At 73.6% G+C, this 15,171-nt stretch carries 18 protein-coding genes; 8 read left to right on the plus strand and 10 right to left on the minus strand.

What is annotated here, in order from left to right; translation table 11 throughout:
- Positions 1-134: 134 nt before the first annotated feature.
- The 5 genes from KO717_RS21445 to KO717_RS21465 all read left to right on the plus strand — a co-directional run bounded on the left by KO717_RS21445 (position 135) and on the right by KO717_RS21465 (position 5,496).
- A complete protein-coding gene (locus KO717_RS21445) occupies positions 135-1,478 on the plus strand; it encodes an ATP-grasp domain-containing protein (protein ID WP_437184543.1) in 1,344 nt (447 codons plus the stop codon).
- Between the two features lie 67 nt (positions 1,479-1,545).
- Complete coding sequence (locus KO717_RS21450; RefSeq protein WP_301374647.1) at positions 1,546-2,847, plus strand: NAD(P)-binding domain-containing protein; 1,302 nt, start codon at positions 1,546-1,548, stop codon at positions 2,845-2,847.
- Between the two features lie 25 nt (positions 2,848-2,872).
- Positions 2,873-3,157, plus strand: a complete 285-nt coding sequence (locus KO717_RS21455; protein WP_301370347.1) for a hypothetical protein — start codon at positions 2,873-2,875, stop codon at positions 3,155-3,157.
- 12 nt (positions 3,158-3,169) lie between these two features.
- Positions 3,170-5,257: a SpoIIE family protein phosphatase gene (locus KO717_RS21460; RefSeq protein WP_437184544.1), complete on the plus strand. Its 2,088-nt coding sequence runs from the start codon at positions 3,170-3,172 to the stop codon at positions 5,255-5,257.
- A gap of 71 nt (positions 5,258-5,328) precedes the next feature.
- Positions 5,329-5,496 carry a hypothetical protein gene (locus KO717_RS21465; protein ID WP_301370349.1) on the plus strand — a complete coding sequence of 56 codons (168 nt, stop codon included), beginning with the start codon at positions 5,329-5,331 and terminating at the stop codon, positions 5,494-5,496.
- A gap of 84 nt (positions 5,497-5,580) precedes the next feature.
- Here the strand turns inward: KO717_RS21465 and KO717_RS21470 are convergent, their stop codons facing one another.
- Positions 5,581-6,021, minus strand: a complete 441-nt coding sequence (locus KO717_RS21470) for a DUF6299 family protein (RefSeq protein ID WP_301370353.1) — start codon at positions 6,019-6,021, stop codon at positions 5,581-5,583.
- Between the two features lie 155 nt (positions 6,022-6,176).
- On the opposite strand from KO717_RS21470, the gene KO717_RS21475 reads away from it, so the two are divergent.
- Both KO717_RS21475 and KO717_RS21480 read left to right on the plus strand, forming a co-directional pair.
- Positions 6,177-6,767: a hypothetical protein gene (locus KO717_RS21475; RefSeq protein ID WP_301370354.1), complete on the plus strand. Its 591-nt coding sequence runs from the start codon at positions 6,177-6,179 to the stop codon at positions 6,765-6,767.
- A 56-nt stretch (positions 6,768-6,823) separates the two neighbouring features.
- On the plus strand, positions 6,824-7,318 hold the full coding sequence (locus KO717_RS21480; RefSeq protein ID WP_052872786.1) for a DUF5949 family protein: 495 nt from the start codon (positions 6,824-6,826) through the stop codon (positions 7,316-7,318).
- Between the two features lie 108 nt (positions 7,319-7,426).
- Here KO717_RS21480 and KO717_RS21485 read toward each other — a convergent pair whose 3' ends face one another.
- Complete coding sequence (locus KO717_RS21485) at positions 7,427-8,680, minus strand: cytochrome P450 (RefSeq protein ID WP_301370358.1); 1,254 nt, start codon at positions 8,678-8,680, stop codon at positions 7,427-7,429.
- Positions 8,681-8,811: 131 nt separating this feature from the next.
- Positions 8,812-9,963 (minus strand): low temperature requirement protein A, encoded by a 1,152-nt coding sequence (locus KO717_RS21490; RefSeq protein ID WP_437184545.1) that lies wholly within the window; start codon positions 9,961-9,963, stop codon positions 8,812-8,814.
- Between the two features lie 311 nt (positions 9,964-10,274).
- On the opposite strand from KO717_RS21490, the gene KO717_RS21495 reads away from it, so the two are divergent.
- Positions 10,275-10,487 (plus strand): hypothetical protein, encoded by a 213-nt coding sequence (locus tag KO717_RS21495; RefSeq protein ID WP_301370362.1) that lies wholly within the window; start codon positions 10,275-10,277, stop codon positions 10,485-10,487.
- 22 nt (positions 10,488-10,509) lie between these two features.
- On the opposite strand, the gene mscL is transcribed toward KO717_RS21495, so the two are convergent.
- The 7 genes from mscL to KO717_RS21530 all read right to left on the minus strand — a co-directional run bounded on the left by mscL (position 10,510) and on the right by KO717_RS21530 (position 15,137).
- The gene (gene mscL / locus KO717_RS21500) at positions 10,510-11,001 is read right to left on the minus strand and encodes a large conductance mechanosensitive channel protein MscL (RefSeq protein ID WP_301370364.1); all 492 of its coding nucleotides are present in this window, start codon (positions 10,999-11,001) and stop codon (positions 10,510-10,512) included.
- A 123-nt stretch (positions 11,002-11,124) separates the two neighbouring features.
- On the minus strand, positions 11,125-11,805 hold the full coding sequence (locus KO717_RS21505) for a hypothetical protein (RefSeq protein WP_367401536.1): 681 nt from the start codon (positions 11,803-11,805) through the stop codon (positions 11,125-11,127).
- A gap of 139 nt (positions 11,806-11,944) precedes the next feature.
- Positions 11,945-12,670 (minus strand): orotidine-5'-phosphate decarboxylase, encoded by a 726-nt coding sequence (gene pyrF, locus KO717_RS21510; protein WP_301370366.1) that lies wholly within the window; start codon positions 12,668-12,670, stop codon positions 11,945-11,947.
- A 16-nt stretch (positions 12,671-12,686) separates the two neighbouring features.
- Complete coding sequence (locus KO717_RS21515; protein WP_301370368.1) at positions 12,687-13,244, minus strand: carboxymuconolactone decarboxylase family protein; 558 nt, start codon at positions 13,242-13,244, stop codon at positions 12,687-12,689.
- A gap of 96 nt (positions 13,245-13,340) precedes the next feature.
- Complete coding sequence (locus KO717_RS21520) at positions 13,341-13,835, minus strand: hypothetical protein (RefSeq protein WP_301370370.1); 495 nt, start codon at positions 13,833-13,835, stop codon at positions 13,341-13,343.
- 66 nt (positions 13,836-13,901) lie between these two features.
- A complete protein-coding gene (locus KO717_RS21525; protein ID WP_301370373.1) occupies positions 13,902-14,735 on the minus strand; it encodes an S-methyl-5'-thioadenosine phosphorylase in 834 nt (277 codons plus the stop codon).
- 81 nt (positions 14,736-14,816) lie between these two features.
- Entirely contained in the window at positions 14,817-15,137 is a 321-nt protein-coding gene (locus KO717_RS21530; protein ID WP_189735399.1) for an FmdB family zinc ribbon protein, read from the minus strand.
- Positions 15,138-15,171 lie beyond the last annotated feature (34 nt).

Consider the following 15,171-nt stretch of genomic DNA (forward strand, 5'->3'; position numbering starts at 1 on the left):
ATCTCAACCATGTGCCCGCCGTTGTGCTCAGACTCGACCGCAATCCGTTCCACCACGGAACCCTCGGTGCCGTCAGATCCCTTGGCCGCAAGGGCGTGGAGGTCCATGCCGTCGTCGAGGCCGGGGGAGGTCCCATGGGGCGTTCGCGTTATCTGCGCGCCGTGCATCCCGGGCCATCGGGCGGGCTGGACCCCGAGGCGCCCGAGGCGCTGCTGGAGTGCCTGACCGGGGTGTCGGAGCGGATCGGCCGCCCGGCCGTGCTCATCGCCATGGACGACCTGAGCGCGATCGCCGTGTCCCGGGTCGCGCCGATGCTCAGGGAGCGTTTCCGGATTCCCCATCAGCCCGACAACCTGCCCGCCCGGGTGGCCGACAAGGCCGAGCTGTCGCGGCTCTGCGCGCGGTGGGACGTCCCGCACCCGGAGACCGTGATCCCGGCGAGCGGGGCCGAGGCGGCCGAGGCGGCCTGGCGGCTCGGCCTGCCGGTGGTCGCCAAGTGGAGCCGGCCCTGGCTGCTGCCCGCCGGGGCCGACGGGCTGCGCAGCACCATGCTCGTGCACACCACCGCCGAGGCCCGCCGGCTCTACGAGCGCTCCGCCGAGGCCGGGAGCAGGCTGCTGCTCCAGCGGTTCCTGCCGGCCGGTCCGGACACGGACTGGTTCTTCCACGGCGCCTTCGCGCGGGGCGGGCGTCCGTTGCTCGCGGGCTCGGGCCGCAAGGAGCTGTCCTGGCCGGTGCGGACGGGGCTGACGGCCGTGGGGCGCTGGCTGCCGGATCCGGCGGTGGAGGAGGCGGGGCTGCGGCTCGCCGAACGGCTGGGCTACCAGGGGATCCTGGACCTGGACTTCCGCCGCGACGAGCTGGGCTGCTTCCGGCTGGTGGACTTCAATCCGCGGCCGGGCGCGCAGTTCCGGCTGTTCGCCGACTCGGCCGGGCTGGACGTCGTACAGGCGATGTACCTGGACCTGACGGGCCAGCAGGTCCCGCAGCCTTCGGGCGGACCGGGCCGGGTGTTCGTCGCGGAGAACTACGCGCTGCTGGCGAGGATCCGGGGCGGGTCGATGCCGCGCCGCCCGGCGGCGGTACCCGCGGACCCACCCGGGCCGGCGGGGGCGTCCATGTCCTCGGGACCGGGCGGGGACCAGGGGCCGGCCCCGAAGCGGGCCCCCAAGCGGTCCGCCGAGCGGGGGCGCGTCGAGACGGCCTGGTTCGCCGCCGACGACCTGCTGCCGTTCCTGGCGATGCTCGGCGCCCTGCTGGGGAGGGGCGCGGGGAAGGGTGTACGGGCGCTGCGCGGGGTTCCGGAGCAGGGCCGCCGCACGGCGCTCGCGGTCGTCCGCGCGCCCCGGCAGCGCGGCCGGAACCAGGAGCCCGCCGGATCCGGTGGCGCCGACGTCGGCGCGGGATCCGCCGCGCCGGCCTCCCGTCCCGTTCCGCCCGAGGCCTCGGCCGAGCCGGACGAGCTGCTGACCCGTTGACCCGGACCGGCGCGGCCGACCGGGCCGGGCCGGTGACCATCGAGCTGGAGGAGCGGCGTTGACGCGGATCGACGATCTCGTGGTGATCGGTGCGGGCCCGTACGGGCTGTCGATCGCCGCCCACGCGGCGGCCGCGGGGCTCGGCGTACGGCTGCTGGGGCGGCCCATGGCCTCGTGGCGCGACCACATGCCCGACGGCATGTACCTGAAGTCGGAGCCCTGGTCGTCCAACCTGTCCGCGCCGGACGGGCGGTACACCCTGGCCGATTACTGCGCGACGCTCGGGATGGCCGCGGAACACGGCACTCCGCTGCCGATCGGCACGTTCAGCGCGTACGGGATGTGGTTCGCCCGGCAGGCCGCGCCCGAGGTGGAGGAGGTGACCGTCCTGGAGGTGACCCCGCAGGGCGACGGCTTCCGCGTCCGCACCGCCGAGGGACCGCCCCTGCTCGCCCGTACGGTGGCCCTCGCGGTCGGGGTGATGCCCTTCGTCCGCCACCCCGAGGCGCTGCGGGCGCTCCCGCCCGCGCATTACTCGCACAGCAGCGGCCACCGGGACCTGAGCCGCTTCGCGGGCCGCGAGGTCGCCGTGCTCGGGGCCGGGCAGGCGGCCCTGGAGACCGCCGCGCTGCTGGCCGAGCAGGGCGCCCGGCCCTGCCTGGTCGCCCGGCGCTCCCGGCTGAACTGGAACACCGTCCCGCAACCCCTGGACCGGCCCCCGCTGCGCGCCCTGCGGGATCCGCACAGCGGCCTCGGCACCGGCTGGCGCAGCTGGGCGTGGTCGGAGCTGCCCTGGGCGGTGCGCCGGCTGCCCGCGCCCACCCGGGAGCGGATCGCGGCGACGGCGCTGGGCCCGGCCGGTGCCTGGTGGCTGCGGGACCGCTTCGAGCGGCGCGTCCCCGTCCTGCTCGGACACCGGCTGCACCGGGCGGTGGCGGTGGGCGAGCGGACCCGGCTCGGGCTGACCAACCGGGCGGGGGAGTCCGTGGTGCTGGACACCGCGCACGTCATCGCGGCCACCGGCTTCGTCCCGGAGCTGGCCCGGTTGGAGCTGCTCGACGCGGGGCTGCGGGCGGCGCTGGAGACCGTGGGGGAGAGCGGGGCGCCGGAGCTGAGCCCCGGGTTCGAGTCCTCGTGGCCCGGGCTGTTCTTCGCGGGGCTGCTGACGGCTCCCTCATTCGGCCCTTCCATGCGATTCGTGCACGGCGCGGGCTTCACGGCGGGGAGACTGGTGAGAGGAGTCCGCAAGCGCCTCGGTGCCCGGGGTCCGCGGCCGGGTTCCCCCGGTGTCGCCCGGCCGGGCCGGGCTGTTTCCCCCGGGCACGTTCCGGGGGTACCCCCAGGGCATCCGAAGACGTATCTGCGGTGAGATCCGCGGAGAGAAGGGGTCCGTGATGAGCTCGGAGCGAGCGCAGGGCCGAGGCTGGGTACGCATTCCCGCCAGCCGCGGGGAACAGCCCGCCGGTCGGGCCAGGGCCGGCGGGTACGACCGCACCGCGTACCCGGGGCCGTACGCGGGCCCGTACGCGGGTCCGTACGCGACGGCCTCCCACGCCGACCAGCCCACGATCTACCTCTCCGTGGTCAAGCGCTGGAAGGAGGCCGGGCGCACCCTTCCGGGGCATCCTGACGAGGAGTGGGAGCGGCTGATCTCCCAGCCGTGCTGGCCCGGCCGTTAGGTGGTGTGGAACGTGGCAGCGGCGGAACGGGACGGACCCGAGCAGGTCCGGCGGTCCCCCGTGACCGTGCCCGGGGAGCGGTTCGCGCTCAACGGCATGGGCAGTCTCGAATGGGACCTGGGTGCCGGGACGGTGGTGCTGGACGAGGCCGCGATGGAGGTCTTCGACCTCGGGCCGGAGGAGTTCGACGGCACCGTTCCCGGCGTCGGACGGCGCATCCCGCACGAGGACGGGATCCGGCTGACCGAGATCATCGAAGGTGTCCTGGCGGACGGCGGGGACACGTACGGCGCGTACTTCATGGTGAACCGGCGCGACGGCCGAGACCAGTGGACGCACACCTCGGGCCGGGTGCTGCGGGACGGCGACGGGCAGCCCGAGCGGATCGTGGGGATCGTCCGGGACGCGACCGCCGAGCTGGCCCACGCGACGCTGCTGCGCAAGCTGGAGGCGGCGCGCGCCCAGCAGACGACGATCGTGCAGCGGACCACGGAGGCCCTGTCGCGGGCGGTGACGGTCGACGACGTCACGGCCGCGCTGACCGGGGCGGGCGCGCTGGAACGGCTCGGTGCGGACGGGCTGGCCCTGGGGCTCGTCGAGGGCGGCACCATCAAGATCATCGCGCTGAGCGGGGAGTCCCTGGAGATCCTCAGCGAGCGCCGGTTCACCCGGCTGGACGGTTCGCTGCCGCTGTCGCGCGCGGTGCTCACCCGGCAGGCACGTTTCGTCACCTCGCTCACCGAGCTCGGCGGGGAGTTCCCGCTCCTCGCGGACTACCTGAACCGGATCCGGTTCGACGCCGCCGCCTACCTGCCGCTGATCGCGCAGGCCAAGGCCATCGGCGGGCTGGTCCTCTTCTACCGGCGGCGCACCGAGTTCAGCCCGGAGGAACGCAACCTCTGCCTGGGCCTGGCGGGCATCGTGGCCCAGTCGCTCCAGCGGGCGCTCCTCTTCGACCAGGAACGGGAGTTCGCGACCGGCCTGCAGGCCGCCATGCTGCCGCGCCGGATCCCGGAGATCACCGGCGGGGAGATCGCGGTCCGCTACCACGCCGCCTGGAGCGGGCGGGAGGTCGGCGGGGACTGGTACGACGTGATCTCGCTGCCCCGCGACCGCGTGGGCGTCGTGGTGGGCGACGTCCAGGGCCACGACACGCACGCGGCGGCGATCATGGGCCAGCTGCGGATTGCGCTGCGGGCGTACGCGGGGGAGGGCCATCCGCCGTCCACCGTGCTGGCCCGGGCCTCGCGCTTCCTCGCCGAGCTGGACACCGAGCGCTTCGCCACCTGCATGTACGCGCAGGTGGACCTGGAGACGGGCGGCGTACGGGCGGTCCGGGCCGGGCACCTCGGACCGCTGATCCGGCACACGGACGGGCGTACGGGCTGGCCCAAGGTGCGCGGCGGCCTGCCGCTCGGGCTGGCCTCGTTCTTCGAGCACGAGGAGTTCCCCGAGACCCGGCTCGACCTGGTGCCCGGGGAGACCATGGTGCTGTGCACGGACGGCCTGGTGGAGGAGCCGGGCACCACCATCACCGCCGGGATGGACGCCCTCGCCCAGGCGGTGCGCAGCGGCCCCCAGGGGGCCGGGGCGCTCGCCGACCACCTCTCCGACCGGCTCTGGGAGCGCTGGGGCTCCGGGGACGACGTGGCCCTGCTGGTGCTGCGCCGGGCCCCCGACCCGGGCACCCACCGGGCGCCGCGCATCCACCAGTACGTCCACCAGGCCGACCCGGAAGGCCTCTCGGAGGCCCGCTACGCCCTGCGCCAGGCCCTGCGCGACTGGGGCGTGCCGGAGCTCGCCGACGACGTGGAGCTGGCGGCCGGGGAGCTGCTGGTCAACGCCCTGCTGCACACCGACGGCGGGGCGGTGCTGACGATGGAGGTGCTGCCGGAGCCGGTCCGGCGGATCCGGCTGTGGGTCAAGGACCGCTCCAGCGTGTGGCCGCGCCGGCGCACCCCGGGCGAGGCGGCCACCACGGGGCGTGGGCTGCTGCTGGTGGACGCGCTGGCGACGCACTGGGGCGTGGAGTCCCGGGGCGACGGCAAGGCGGTGTGGTGCGAGTTCGACGCGGGCGGCAGCCCCCGGAGCGTGGGGTGACCGGGCGGTCACCCCGGGTTGTGGGGCGCCGGGGGCGGGGTGATGATGCGAGCCATGGAACGGATCGTGTTGTGCGCGGGCTGAACAAGGCCGCCGTGACGGGCGCCCTGGCCGTGCTCCTGCTGGTGGCCGGGGTGTCGGCCGTCGTGGACCGGGCGACGGGGCGACCGCACGCGGACCCCGCGTGCCGGTCGGTGGCCTTCATGTCGATGACGGGCGTCGCCCCCGACTGCCGGTAGCGGCGGCTACCGGCCCCGGCTCCGGTCGTGGCCCCGGACCCGGCCCCGGACCCGGACCCGGTCGCGGGCCGTGGGCCCCACCGCTCAGTGCTCGCGGACCTCGACGTCCTGCGCGTCCTGGGCGACCGTGGTGACCGACCTCGGCATCAGGCCCGAGAGCCGGACCTCCTGGAGCTCCGCGGTGACCACCGCGTGGCCCGGGTGCACGTTCACGAAGGCACCCGGGGCGCCGGCCACCCAGCGGCGCTCCTGGCCGTCACAGACGATCTGCTCGGCGCCGATGCTCAGCCGGCCGCCGCCCTCCTGCTCGACGGTCGCCTTGATCTGCATCGCCCCCATGGGTGACGCCTGCTCGCAGTGGTACATCCCGGAAAGGGTGACGGCGCCGTCCTTCGCGACGTAGGCGTCGCGATGTACGGAAATCCCTTGATTGAAAACCGTGGCGCCGGCCGGAGCGGTGAATAGCGTGGTGGCGGCCAGTGCGGAGAAGGCCGTCAGGGCCATTCGGCGGGCGGGGATGGGCATTCTTCCTCCAGGTGCTACGGATGGCGGGATTCCACCGGAACGCATTGTGCTGGCAGGTGGGCGTACGCACTTGCTCCGTGCGCTCGTGTCGTTGAGCGCAATTACCTGCCCGGGCGCGTGAAACTGGCCGAAATACGTCCCCGAAGGGATCTTGCATGCGCCAGCCCGCCCTCCCCCTGCCCGTCCTCGCCCTGCTCCCGCTCCTTCTGTTCGGTGCCACCGCCTGCCAGAGCGCCCCGGAGCCGGACGCGCTCGCGCCCGCCGCCGCTCCGGCGGTCGTGGTGGACGACGGGGCGCCGGGCGCGGCGCAGGCCCCCGCACGGCCCGGTGTGCAGGACGCCCATGTGGGTGGCACCGCACGGGTGCACGGCACGCAGGTCGGCCGGCACCTCCAGGTCGAACTCGGGGCGTTCGTGGACCCGGCGATCAGCGTGGACAAGAACTTCGCCCCGCCCGCCGGGAAGCGCTGGGTGGCCGCCTCGATGTCCTTCGTCAACGTGGGGGGAGCCTCGTACGGGGCCCTCGGACGCATGTGGGCGCACGACAGCGCGGGGCAGCGTCACCCGGTGGTGAAGACCGGTGAACTCACGACCGGCAAACCGATCGTCTTCGATTCCCTGGAGGTCGGTGAGCGGGCCGAGGGGTGGGTGGTGTTCGAAATCCCGGAAAGCGCGCACATTGTGCGGCTCCAGTACCAGGACGCGAACACGCAGGCGAATTCCGGAGAGGGATTCTGGGCCGTCTAGCCCGCCCGGGTGAAGGGCCGTGAAAGGCGCGGCGGAGAGACCACTAGGGTGCGCGCATGACTTCTACTCAAGCCGAAATCGACCGGTCCCAGCTCGGCACCCTTTCGGTGCTCGCCTGGATCGGAGACCCCGAAGAGGCGCACGACATCCCGTACCTCCTCGCCTACACCCTCGGTGACGGACCGCAGGGCCGGGAGGCCGGCGAGGCGGCCGCCCGCGGGCTGCTGGAGGAGATCGGCCTGCCCATCGGCGACGTGGTCATGGACGGCACCCTCAAGGCGGCCACCTTCCCGGTGCAGATCCTGCTGGAGGGCAACCAGATCGCGCTCACCCTGCCCGGGATGAACGCGCGCTGCACCGCCCCCGACGAGTGGGTCGCCGCGGCGGACGAGAGCGGGCAGGCGTACTTCCTGTTCGCCACCCGTGCCTGGCCCGAGGCGGTCCCGGGCCGGCCGGTCGCACCGGAGACCCTGCAGGCCTTCGCGGGCGACGAGTCCGTGCTCACCAGCAGCGCCCATTGCGTCCTCGCCGTGCGGCGCGTACAGCGGTAGCAGCGGTCACCACAGGCCGGGTGCCGCCACCACCCGCTCCGGCCGCCGGGCCCCCAGCCTGCCCGGTGGCCGGTCCCGCTCCACCCGGGGCCGGGGCCTGGGCAGGGGTCAGGGCTGTTCGAAGGCGAACCGCAGCGAGCGGACCCGGTTGTCGAAGTTCGACCCCGCCAGGTCCGGCAGGCCCACCGCCCGCAGCCCCACCGGCCGGGTCAGCAGCTCACGGAAGAGGGCCTTCATCTCCACCCTGGCCAGGTGCGCGCCCAGGCAGAAGTGCGGTCCGCCGCCGCCGAACCCCAGGTGCGGATTGGGCGAGCGGGTGATGACGAAGGCGTCCGAGTCGGGGAAGACCGCCTCGTCGCGGTTGGCGGAGGCGTAGTAGAGGACCACCTTGTCGCCCGGCCGGAACACGTGTCCGTCCATGGTGTGCTCTGCGGCCACGGTCCGGCGGAACTGGATGATGGGCGTCGAGTGCCGGATCATCTCGTCCACCGCCCCGTCGGCGTACTTCTCGAAGTCCGAGAGCAGCAGGTCCCGCTGGTCCGGATGGTCGGTCAGCAGGGACAGCCCGTGGGTGATCGCGTTCCGGGTGGTCTCCACCCCGGCGACCATCAGCAGGGAGAAGAAGGCGCCGAGCTGGCGGGCCCCGAGGGCCTGGCCGTCGACGTTCGCGCAGACCAGCGCCGAGATCAGGTCGTCGGTGGGGTGCTTGCGGCGTTCCCGCCCGATGCCCGCCACCATCCGCTGCATACGGGCGAGCGCACGCAGCCCGCGCCCCGGCATCCGCAGCCGGGAGGCCAGGCCCCGCTCCACACCGATGTTCTCCGAGGCGTGGTTGACGCGGTCGGCGATCTCGGCCCGGTAGTGCTCGGGGATGCCCATCATGTTGCAGATGACCTCCAGGGGCAGCCGCGAGGCCACGGCCGAGACGAACTCGTCGGGCCGCTCGGCCAGTACGTCGTCCACGATGCGGGCGGCCACGGCGTGGATGTCCTCCTCCGCGGCCGCCAGCAGGCGGGGCGTGAAGGCGCGCTGCACGATCTTGCGCAGCTGGGCGTGGTCGGGGCCGTCCAGATTGACCATCGAGTCCCCGAACAGGGCCCGCACCCAGCGGGCCGGCTCGGGGGTGGTCACGCCGGGGGCACTGGCGAAGACCTTGGGGAGGCGGCTCGCCTCCTGCACCTGGGCGTGGCGGACCAGGGCCCAGTGGCCGCGCCCGGACCCTTCGGGGACGAACACCGGGCCCTCGGCCGCGCGCAGCCGGGCGAAGGCCGCGAGGCGGTGGGCGGGGGGCTGCTGCCAGAAGCCTGGCTCGGCCAGCTCCCTGCCGGGGTCGGTGCCGTGGCGTTGTGCCGGGAGTGTCAAGGCAGGGCCTCCAGTCGGTGCGCGTCGTTCTGCGCTGGAGAACGGTGGCGGGGGCACGGGAGTGACGGTTCGGCGGGGTGCGGGTACGCGTGCGGGTACGGGCCGCGTGGGGCGGGCGCGGGCCGGGGGAGTCAGGCGGCGGCGCCGGCGGCCGCACCGGCCCGCGTGGACAGGGTCAGACCGACCGCCACCGTCAGCACCCCGACGAGGCCCGCCCAGAGGACGGCGTACGTACCCGACCAGGTGCAGGCGAGCGTCACGAGGGCGGACACCGGCAGGACCAGCTGCTGGGCGAGGCCGCGCTTGAAGTGCCGGGAGTGCAGCAGCCACACCATCATCAGGAACAGCGCGGTCGGGACCATGACGGCGGCGTTCGCGGCGACCTGGGAGATGTGCGCCTTGCCCACCGCATGCTCGACGGCGACCTCGATCCCCGCGCCGATCGCCGCGCCCGAGGCGAAGATCAGCAGATGCCCGTAACCCCAAGGGATGGCCTCGCGGTTGGAGTTCAGGTGCTGGTGCATCGGCACGGCGAAGTAGATCCACCACGCGGCGAAGACGATCAGCAGTCCGCCCGCCGCGATGGGCAGCAGCCGGCCCAGCGCCTCGTGCTCGTCGATCGCGGACTTGACCGCCACCGTGGCCGCGGCGATCGTCTCGCCGAGCACGATGATGGTGAACAGGCCGTACCGCTCCACGATGTGGTGCGCGTGCCAGGGCGTCTGGTGCCCGCGCTCGGCGATCACCGGAACCCCCAGCTCGGCGATGAGCAGCACGAGGAACAGCCAGCGCTTCAGGTCGTCCGGGACGAACAGCAGGCCGATCCAGCCCAGCTGGCAGATCACCAGCCCGGCCGCGTACTTGAGCGCCGACGCCCGGGCCTCGCCCTGCTCCCCGGAGGCGGCCCGCAACCACTGCGCCGTCAGGGCCACGCGCATGATGATGTAGCCGGTGACCGCGACCGCCCAGTCGTTGTCGTCGAAGGCCCGGCTCACCCCGGCCGCGTACACGAGCACACCGGCGATCTGGACGAGCGTCGCGATCCGGTACGGGACGTCGTCCACGTCGTACGCCGAGGCGAACCAGGTGAAGTTCATCCAGGCCCACCACACGCCGAAGAAGACGAAGAAGTAGCCGACCACCCCGGCGCCGGGATGGCCCTCCGCGAGCGAGTGCACCAGCCGGGCGCCGGCCTGGGCGATGGCGACGACGAAGCAGAGGTCGAAGAACAGCTCCAGCGGGGTGGCGGCACGGTGGAGCTCGTCGGGGCTGCGAGCGGTCATGGGGGAGTAGGCCATACCGGCCAGGAGACCAGAGGCGGGGACCGCCGGCAGGGCGGACGCGCGGCCCGCAGGGCCCGTGTGCCCCGGGCGGATGCGAGGCGCGGCCTGCGGCCCTGCCCCCTGGGCGGTCGCGTACGGAGGCGGGCTCCGTCACCGGCGCCTCACCGGTCTCCGTCCCGGCTGCCCGGCGGTGTGCCGGCGGTCCGACACCCACCCCGGAGCCGGGGCGGGCGGCCGGATCGGGCCGGGAGACAGGGCCGGGGACGGGCCGGGGGCCGGGGCGGGGGAGAGGGCGGCCGTACCCTGGAGGCATGAGCAACACCCCCGCCCCCGGCCCGCAGCCCTCACGTACCGCCCCCGAGGCCGACAAGCCGCGGCCCAAGCCCAGGCTGGTCTTCGACGACCCGCTGGACCAGCAGTCCTCGGACGACACCGACCACGGCTGGGGCGAGCGGCCGCCCGCCGGCGGAAGCGCGGCCGACCTGGCCCGCTTCCTCGACGAGAAGCCCCCGCACCACGTCTGACCGGCCCGGGCGGCCGGAGAGGTCAGAAACCGTTGCGTGAACCGGTGGGGGGCGTGCCACCACCGCGCTGCGCGACCAGCGCGTCCCGGATCTCCTTCAGGAGCTCCAGTTCGGTGATCTCGACGACCTCCTGGACACCTTCCTTCGCCTTGCGCCGGGCCTCCTGCCTGGCGAGGTACTTCGACATCGGCAGCACCATCAGGAAGTACACGACCGCGGCGGTGATGACGAAGGTCAGCGTCGCGTTCAGCACCGAGCCCCAGAGGATCTCCACACCCGTCGGCTGCCCGTCCGCGCCGATGGCGCAAGGAGCCTTGAGGCAGGACTTGTAGCCGTCCAGGCTCTTCGTGCCGACCGCGCCCACCACCGGGCTGATGATCCCCTTGACCACGGAGTTCACGATGTTCGTGAACGCGGCGCCGATGACCACGGCCACCGCCAGGTCGACCACATTGCCGCGCATCAGGAAGGCCTTGAAGCCTGCCAGCACGCTCCCCTGCTTCTTCTCGCTCACCACTGAGCCTCTCTTCACATCTACCTAACACGGAGCCAACGGTTCCGAAAGCTACGGCAGTGCGGGCGCGGCGTGTCCAATCGGCCCCCACCTTGAGGTGAATTGACTGCCCGCGTGTGCGAATCAGCACAACGTCACCGCCAGCCGCGTCGTGGCGCCGGCGCCCACGAGACCCGGCGCGGCATCCCGCGGAACGGACAGCACCACCAGCGCCCCACCGTCCGCAACACCCTTGTCCGGATCGGGAACTTCGGCGACCAGCACCCCCGCGGCCACCACCCTGGGCGGCCCGGTGCGCTCCGCCGCGACCACGTCCACCCGGTCCCCGGGCCGCAGCAGCCGCACCGTCGCCGCGTCCGCGATGCGCACGGGCGCCGACACCATCCGCACCGCGGCGGGTGGTGCCGCACGCTGAGAGGCCCGCGGCACCTCGGGCCGCGCGGCGCCCCGCGAGGCCTGAGCCTCCGTCCCGCCCACCGCCACGGCCGCAGCCACCACGGCCAGCGCGGCCGAGGCGGCCCGGCGCCGCCGTCGCACGGCCCGGCGCAGCCGGTCCCCGCCCCGCCCCACGCGCAGCGGCGGGAACGGCGGGACCGGGCGCGCGGGGGGACACGCGGAGGACGTCGCGCACGCGGCGGTAGCGCGGGCGGAACGGGAAGCGGAGGAGGTGCAGGAGACGGAGGGAGCGGAGGAGACGGAGAGCGCGGATGGGGCGGAGGGAGCGGAGGAGGCGGAGAGAGCAGAGAGAGCAGAGGAGGCGGAGGAGGCGGAGCGGACCGAAGAGGCCGCGGACGTACGGGACATGACGAACACCACCAGACCGAGTGAGTTGCCGTGTCCGGACCCGGCGCCCGGACACATCTCACGATCCCGCCTCCCCGGAAAACCCGTCGCGGCCTGTGGACGATCCCCAGCTTGTGGACAACCCCGTCACCCGCACGAGTCAGCCGGCGGAGGAAATCACCCGCCGCAGCGCGGCCACCGGGTCCGCCGCCCGGGCGACCGACCGGCCCACCACGACGTGCGAGGCCCCGGCCGCGAAGGCGGCCCGCGGCGTTCCCGGCCGGGCGTGCCCGCCCGTCGCCCCCTCCGGCTCCAGGACCACCCCCGGCGTGACGATCAGCCGGTCCGGCCCCAGGAGTTCACGCAGCACACCGGCCTCCCGCGGCGAGGCGATGACCCCGTCACAGCCCGCGCCCGCGGCCAGCCGGGCCAGCCGCAGCACCTGCTCCTCGGTGTCCGCGGCCACGCCGATGTCCGCGAGGTCGCTCCCGGTCATGCTGGTGACCACCGTCAGCGCCAGTACCCGCAGCCGCGGGAACTCCCGCGCCGCCTCCACCGCCGCGGACATGATCCCCGTACCGCCCATGGCGTGCACCGTCACGATGGACGCGCCGAGCGCGCCCGCGGCCCGGACCGCGCCGGCGACGGAGTTCGGGATCTCGAAGAGCTTCAGGTCGAGGAAGACCTCGTGCCCCCGCCCGGCGAGGTCCCGCGCGAGTCCGGGGCCCGCGGCGGTCAGCAGCTCCAGGCCGATCTTGTAGAAGCCGCACGCGTCGCCGAGGCGCTCGACGAGCGCCTCGGCGGTCCGGCGGTCGTCGAAGTCGAGGGCGACGATGACCCTGCGGTCGGCGAGAGTGGGGTCGGCGAGAGGGAGGTCGGTGTTCACGCCGCCATTGTCGAGGTCACCGCCGGGCCGGGACCTGGCAGGCCTCCGCGAAGCCCTGACTGGTCAGGCCGAAGGCGCTGTTGACGCGCGAGCGGAAGTTCTCCAGCGCGACCATCGCGGTGAGCTCGACGAAGGCCGCCTCGCCGAGCCGCGCGATCAGTTCCCGTGCGAGCTCGTCCGTGACCGCCGGCTCGGTCTCCGTCATGGCCTCGGCGTACTCCATGACCAGCAGTTCCAGCTCGGTGAACACCTCACGGGCCTCCCGCCACTGCGGCACCCGCTCGATCTTCTCGGCCGACAGGCCCAGCTCGTGGCCCTCCCAGTAGCCGAAGTCCATGCACCACGAGCAGTTGACACGGGCCGCCGCCGCCATCACGGCGAGGTGCTTGAGCCCGGCGTCGAGCGCATTCCACTTCGCCACGCTCCGCTCCAGCCGGACGTAGGAGAAGAGCACGCGCGAGTTGTGCCCGTAGGCCTGCCCGGGGTCGAGCACCTTGCCGTACGTGCGGCGCGAGTACCAGGCCCCGATCCGCATGAGCAGGGTGCGGGGCGGGGTGAGCGAGATACGCGGCATGACAGTCATCTCCCTGGCTGGGGCGGTCTTCGTTTCCGCCTTCACCAGGGAGGACCGGACAGCCGCGCCGGATGTGACAGCCGCCGGGCCCTTTTTCTAGGCGTCTTCTTCGCCGGGCGCCGCGGGCGAGATCCCGAGCGCGCCGAGGAGCCGTCCCGCGAGGTCCTCCGCGAAGACCTCGGAGCCGGTGAGGACGGCCCGCACAGCCTCCGGGTCGGCGGTCAGTCCGCCCGCGGCCGCCCAGTCGAGGGCGCCCGCCAGGGCCGCCTCGACGGGGAACCGGTCGACGGGTATCTCGTAGCCCTCGGCCGTCTCCCGGTTGAGCAGCGCCTTGAAGCGGCCCCCGGCGAAGGTGGCGCCCTCGACGAAGCCGACATCGCTGTCGAGGTAGGCCACCGTGAGCACCGGCGCCCCGGTCCGCCGCGCCAGCGCCGCGGCGGCGCCGTCCGGCTGGTCGGCGTAGTACACGGCCGACCAGCCACCACCCAGGTCCTCGTCGCCGTCGACGTCCGCGCACCCGACCCCGGCCGCGAACTCCCACAGCTCCGCCACCGTGGCGTGCGCCACGGCCATCCCGCCCCGATTTCCCATGCCGGCAGGCTAGAGGCTGCCACTGACAACCCGGCCGGCGCGTCCCCAGGGACGCCCCGGAGGGGGTTACGGGAGCTCGATGCCCAGGTCCCACCCGTCGTGCGCGTGCGTGCACAGGCAGGCCCGGGTCTCCGTGGCCGGCAGGGCCGCCACCGCGTCGAAGAGGACCTTGCGCAGCCGCCCGACGTTCTCGCCGAACACCTTCAGGACCTCGGTGTGGGAGACGCCCTCACCGGTCTCCGCACCCGCGTCCAGGTCCGTGACCAGGGCCATCGAGGTGTAGCAGAGCCCCAGCTCACGGGCGAGGACCGCCTCCGGGTGGCCGGTCATGCCGACCACCGACCAGCCCGCCGCCGCGTGCCACCGCGACTCGGCGCGCGTCGAGAAGCGCGGTCCCTCGATGACGACCATGGTGCCGCCGTCCACCGGCTCCCAGTCCCGCCCGCGGGCCGCCGCCAGCGCCACGGACCGGCCCACCGGGCAGTACGGGTCGGCGAAGGTGGTGTGCACGACGTTCGGAACGGAACCGTCCGGCAGGGGCTCACCGTCGAAGAAGGTCTGGGCGCGGGCCTTCGTACGGTCGACGAGCTGGTCGGGAACGAGCAGCGTGCCCGGCCCGTACTCGGCCCGCAGACCGCCGACCGCGCACGGGCCCAGCACCTGGCGGACGCCGACCGAGCGCAGGGCCCACAGGTTGGCCCGGTAGTTGATCTTGTGCGGGGGGACGGTGTGGCTGCGTCCGTGCCGGGGCAGGAAGGCCACCTGGCGCCCGGCCAGCTCACCCACGTACAGGGAGTCGCTCGGGGGTCCGTACGGGGTCTCCACCTGGATCTCGGAGACGTCCTCCAGGAAGGAGTAGAAGCCCGAGCCGCCGATGACACCGATCTCTGCGTTCACCATGCGGTCCACCCTAAGGCCCTGCCGTGGGCATGCCGAAGGCCCCGCTGCCGGTAAGGGCGGCGGGGCCTTGGAGAGTGGCGATCAGGCGGCCGACGTGGAGCTGCTGCTCGACGAGCTCGACGACGTCGAGGAGGACGAGGCGGCAGGAGCGGCGGCAGCGGTCGACGTCGAGGACGACGAGGAGCTGGACGACGGCTTCGAGGCAGGGGTGCTGCTCGACGACGCGCCACGGCTGTCGTTCCGGTAGAAACCGGAGCCCTTGAAGACGATGCCGACCGCGGAGAACACCTTCTTCAGGCGTCCGTCGCAGCTCGGGCACACGGTCAGTGCGTCATCGGTGAACTTCTGCACGGCCTCAAGGCCCTCACCGCACTCGGTGCACTGGTACTGGTAGGTCGGCACGAATTTCCTCCTGGCACTCTGACTCAATGAGTGC

Source organism: Streptomyces xanthophaeus (assembly GCF_030440515.1).
Classification (GTDB): Bacteria; Actinomycetota; Actinomycetes; order Streptomycetales; family Streptomycetaceae; genus Streptomyces; species Streptomyces kutzneri.

Coding starts and splice junctions, on each gene's coding strand:
- KO717_RS21445 (WP_437184543.1), top strand. CDS start 135: ATGGGGCGTTCGCGTTATCTGCGCGCCGTGCATCCCGGGCCATCGGGC.
- KO717_RS21455 (WP_301370347.1), top strand. CDS start 2,873: ATGAGCTCGGAGCGAGCGCAGGGCCGAGGCTGGGTACGCATTCCCGCC.
- KO717_RS21470 (WP_301370353.1), bottom strand. CDS start 6,021: ATGCCCATCCCCGCCCGCCGAATGGCCCTGACGGCCTTCTCCGCACTG.
- KO717_RS21475 (WP_301370354.1), top strand. CDS start 6,177: ATGCGCCAGCCCGCCCTCCCCCTGCCCGTCCTCGCCCTGCTCCCGCTC.
- KO717_RS21480 (WP_052872786.1), top strand. CDS start 6,824: ATGACTTCTACTCAAGCCGAAATCGACCGGTCCCAGCTCGGCACCCTT.
- KO717_RS21490 (WP_437184545.1), bottom strand. CDS start 9,963: ATGACCGCTCGCAGCCCCGACGAGCTCCACCGTGCCGCCACCCCGCTG.
- KO717_RS21495 (WP_301370362.1), top strand. CDS start 10,275: ATGAGCAACACCCCCGCCCCCGGCCCGCAGCCCTCACGTACCGCCCCC.
- KO717_RS21505 (WP_367401536.1), bottom strand. CDS start 11,805: ATGTCCCGTACGTCCGCGGCCTCTTCGGTCCGCTCCGCCTCCTCCGCC.
- KO717_RS21515 (WP_301370368.1), bottom strand. CDS start 13,244: ATGCCGCGTATCTCGCTCACCCCGCCCCGCACCCTGCTCATGCGGATC.
- KO717_RS21520 (WP_301370370.1), bottom strand. CDS start 13,835: ATGGGAAATCGGGGCGGGATGGCCGTGGCGCACGCCACGGTGGCGGAG.
- KO717_RS21525 (WP_301370373.1), bottom strand. CDS start 14,735: ATGGTGAACGCAGAGATCGGTGTCATCGGCGGCTCGGGCTTCTACTCC.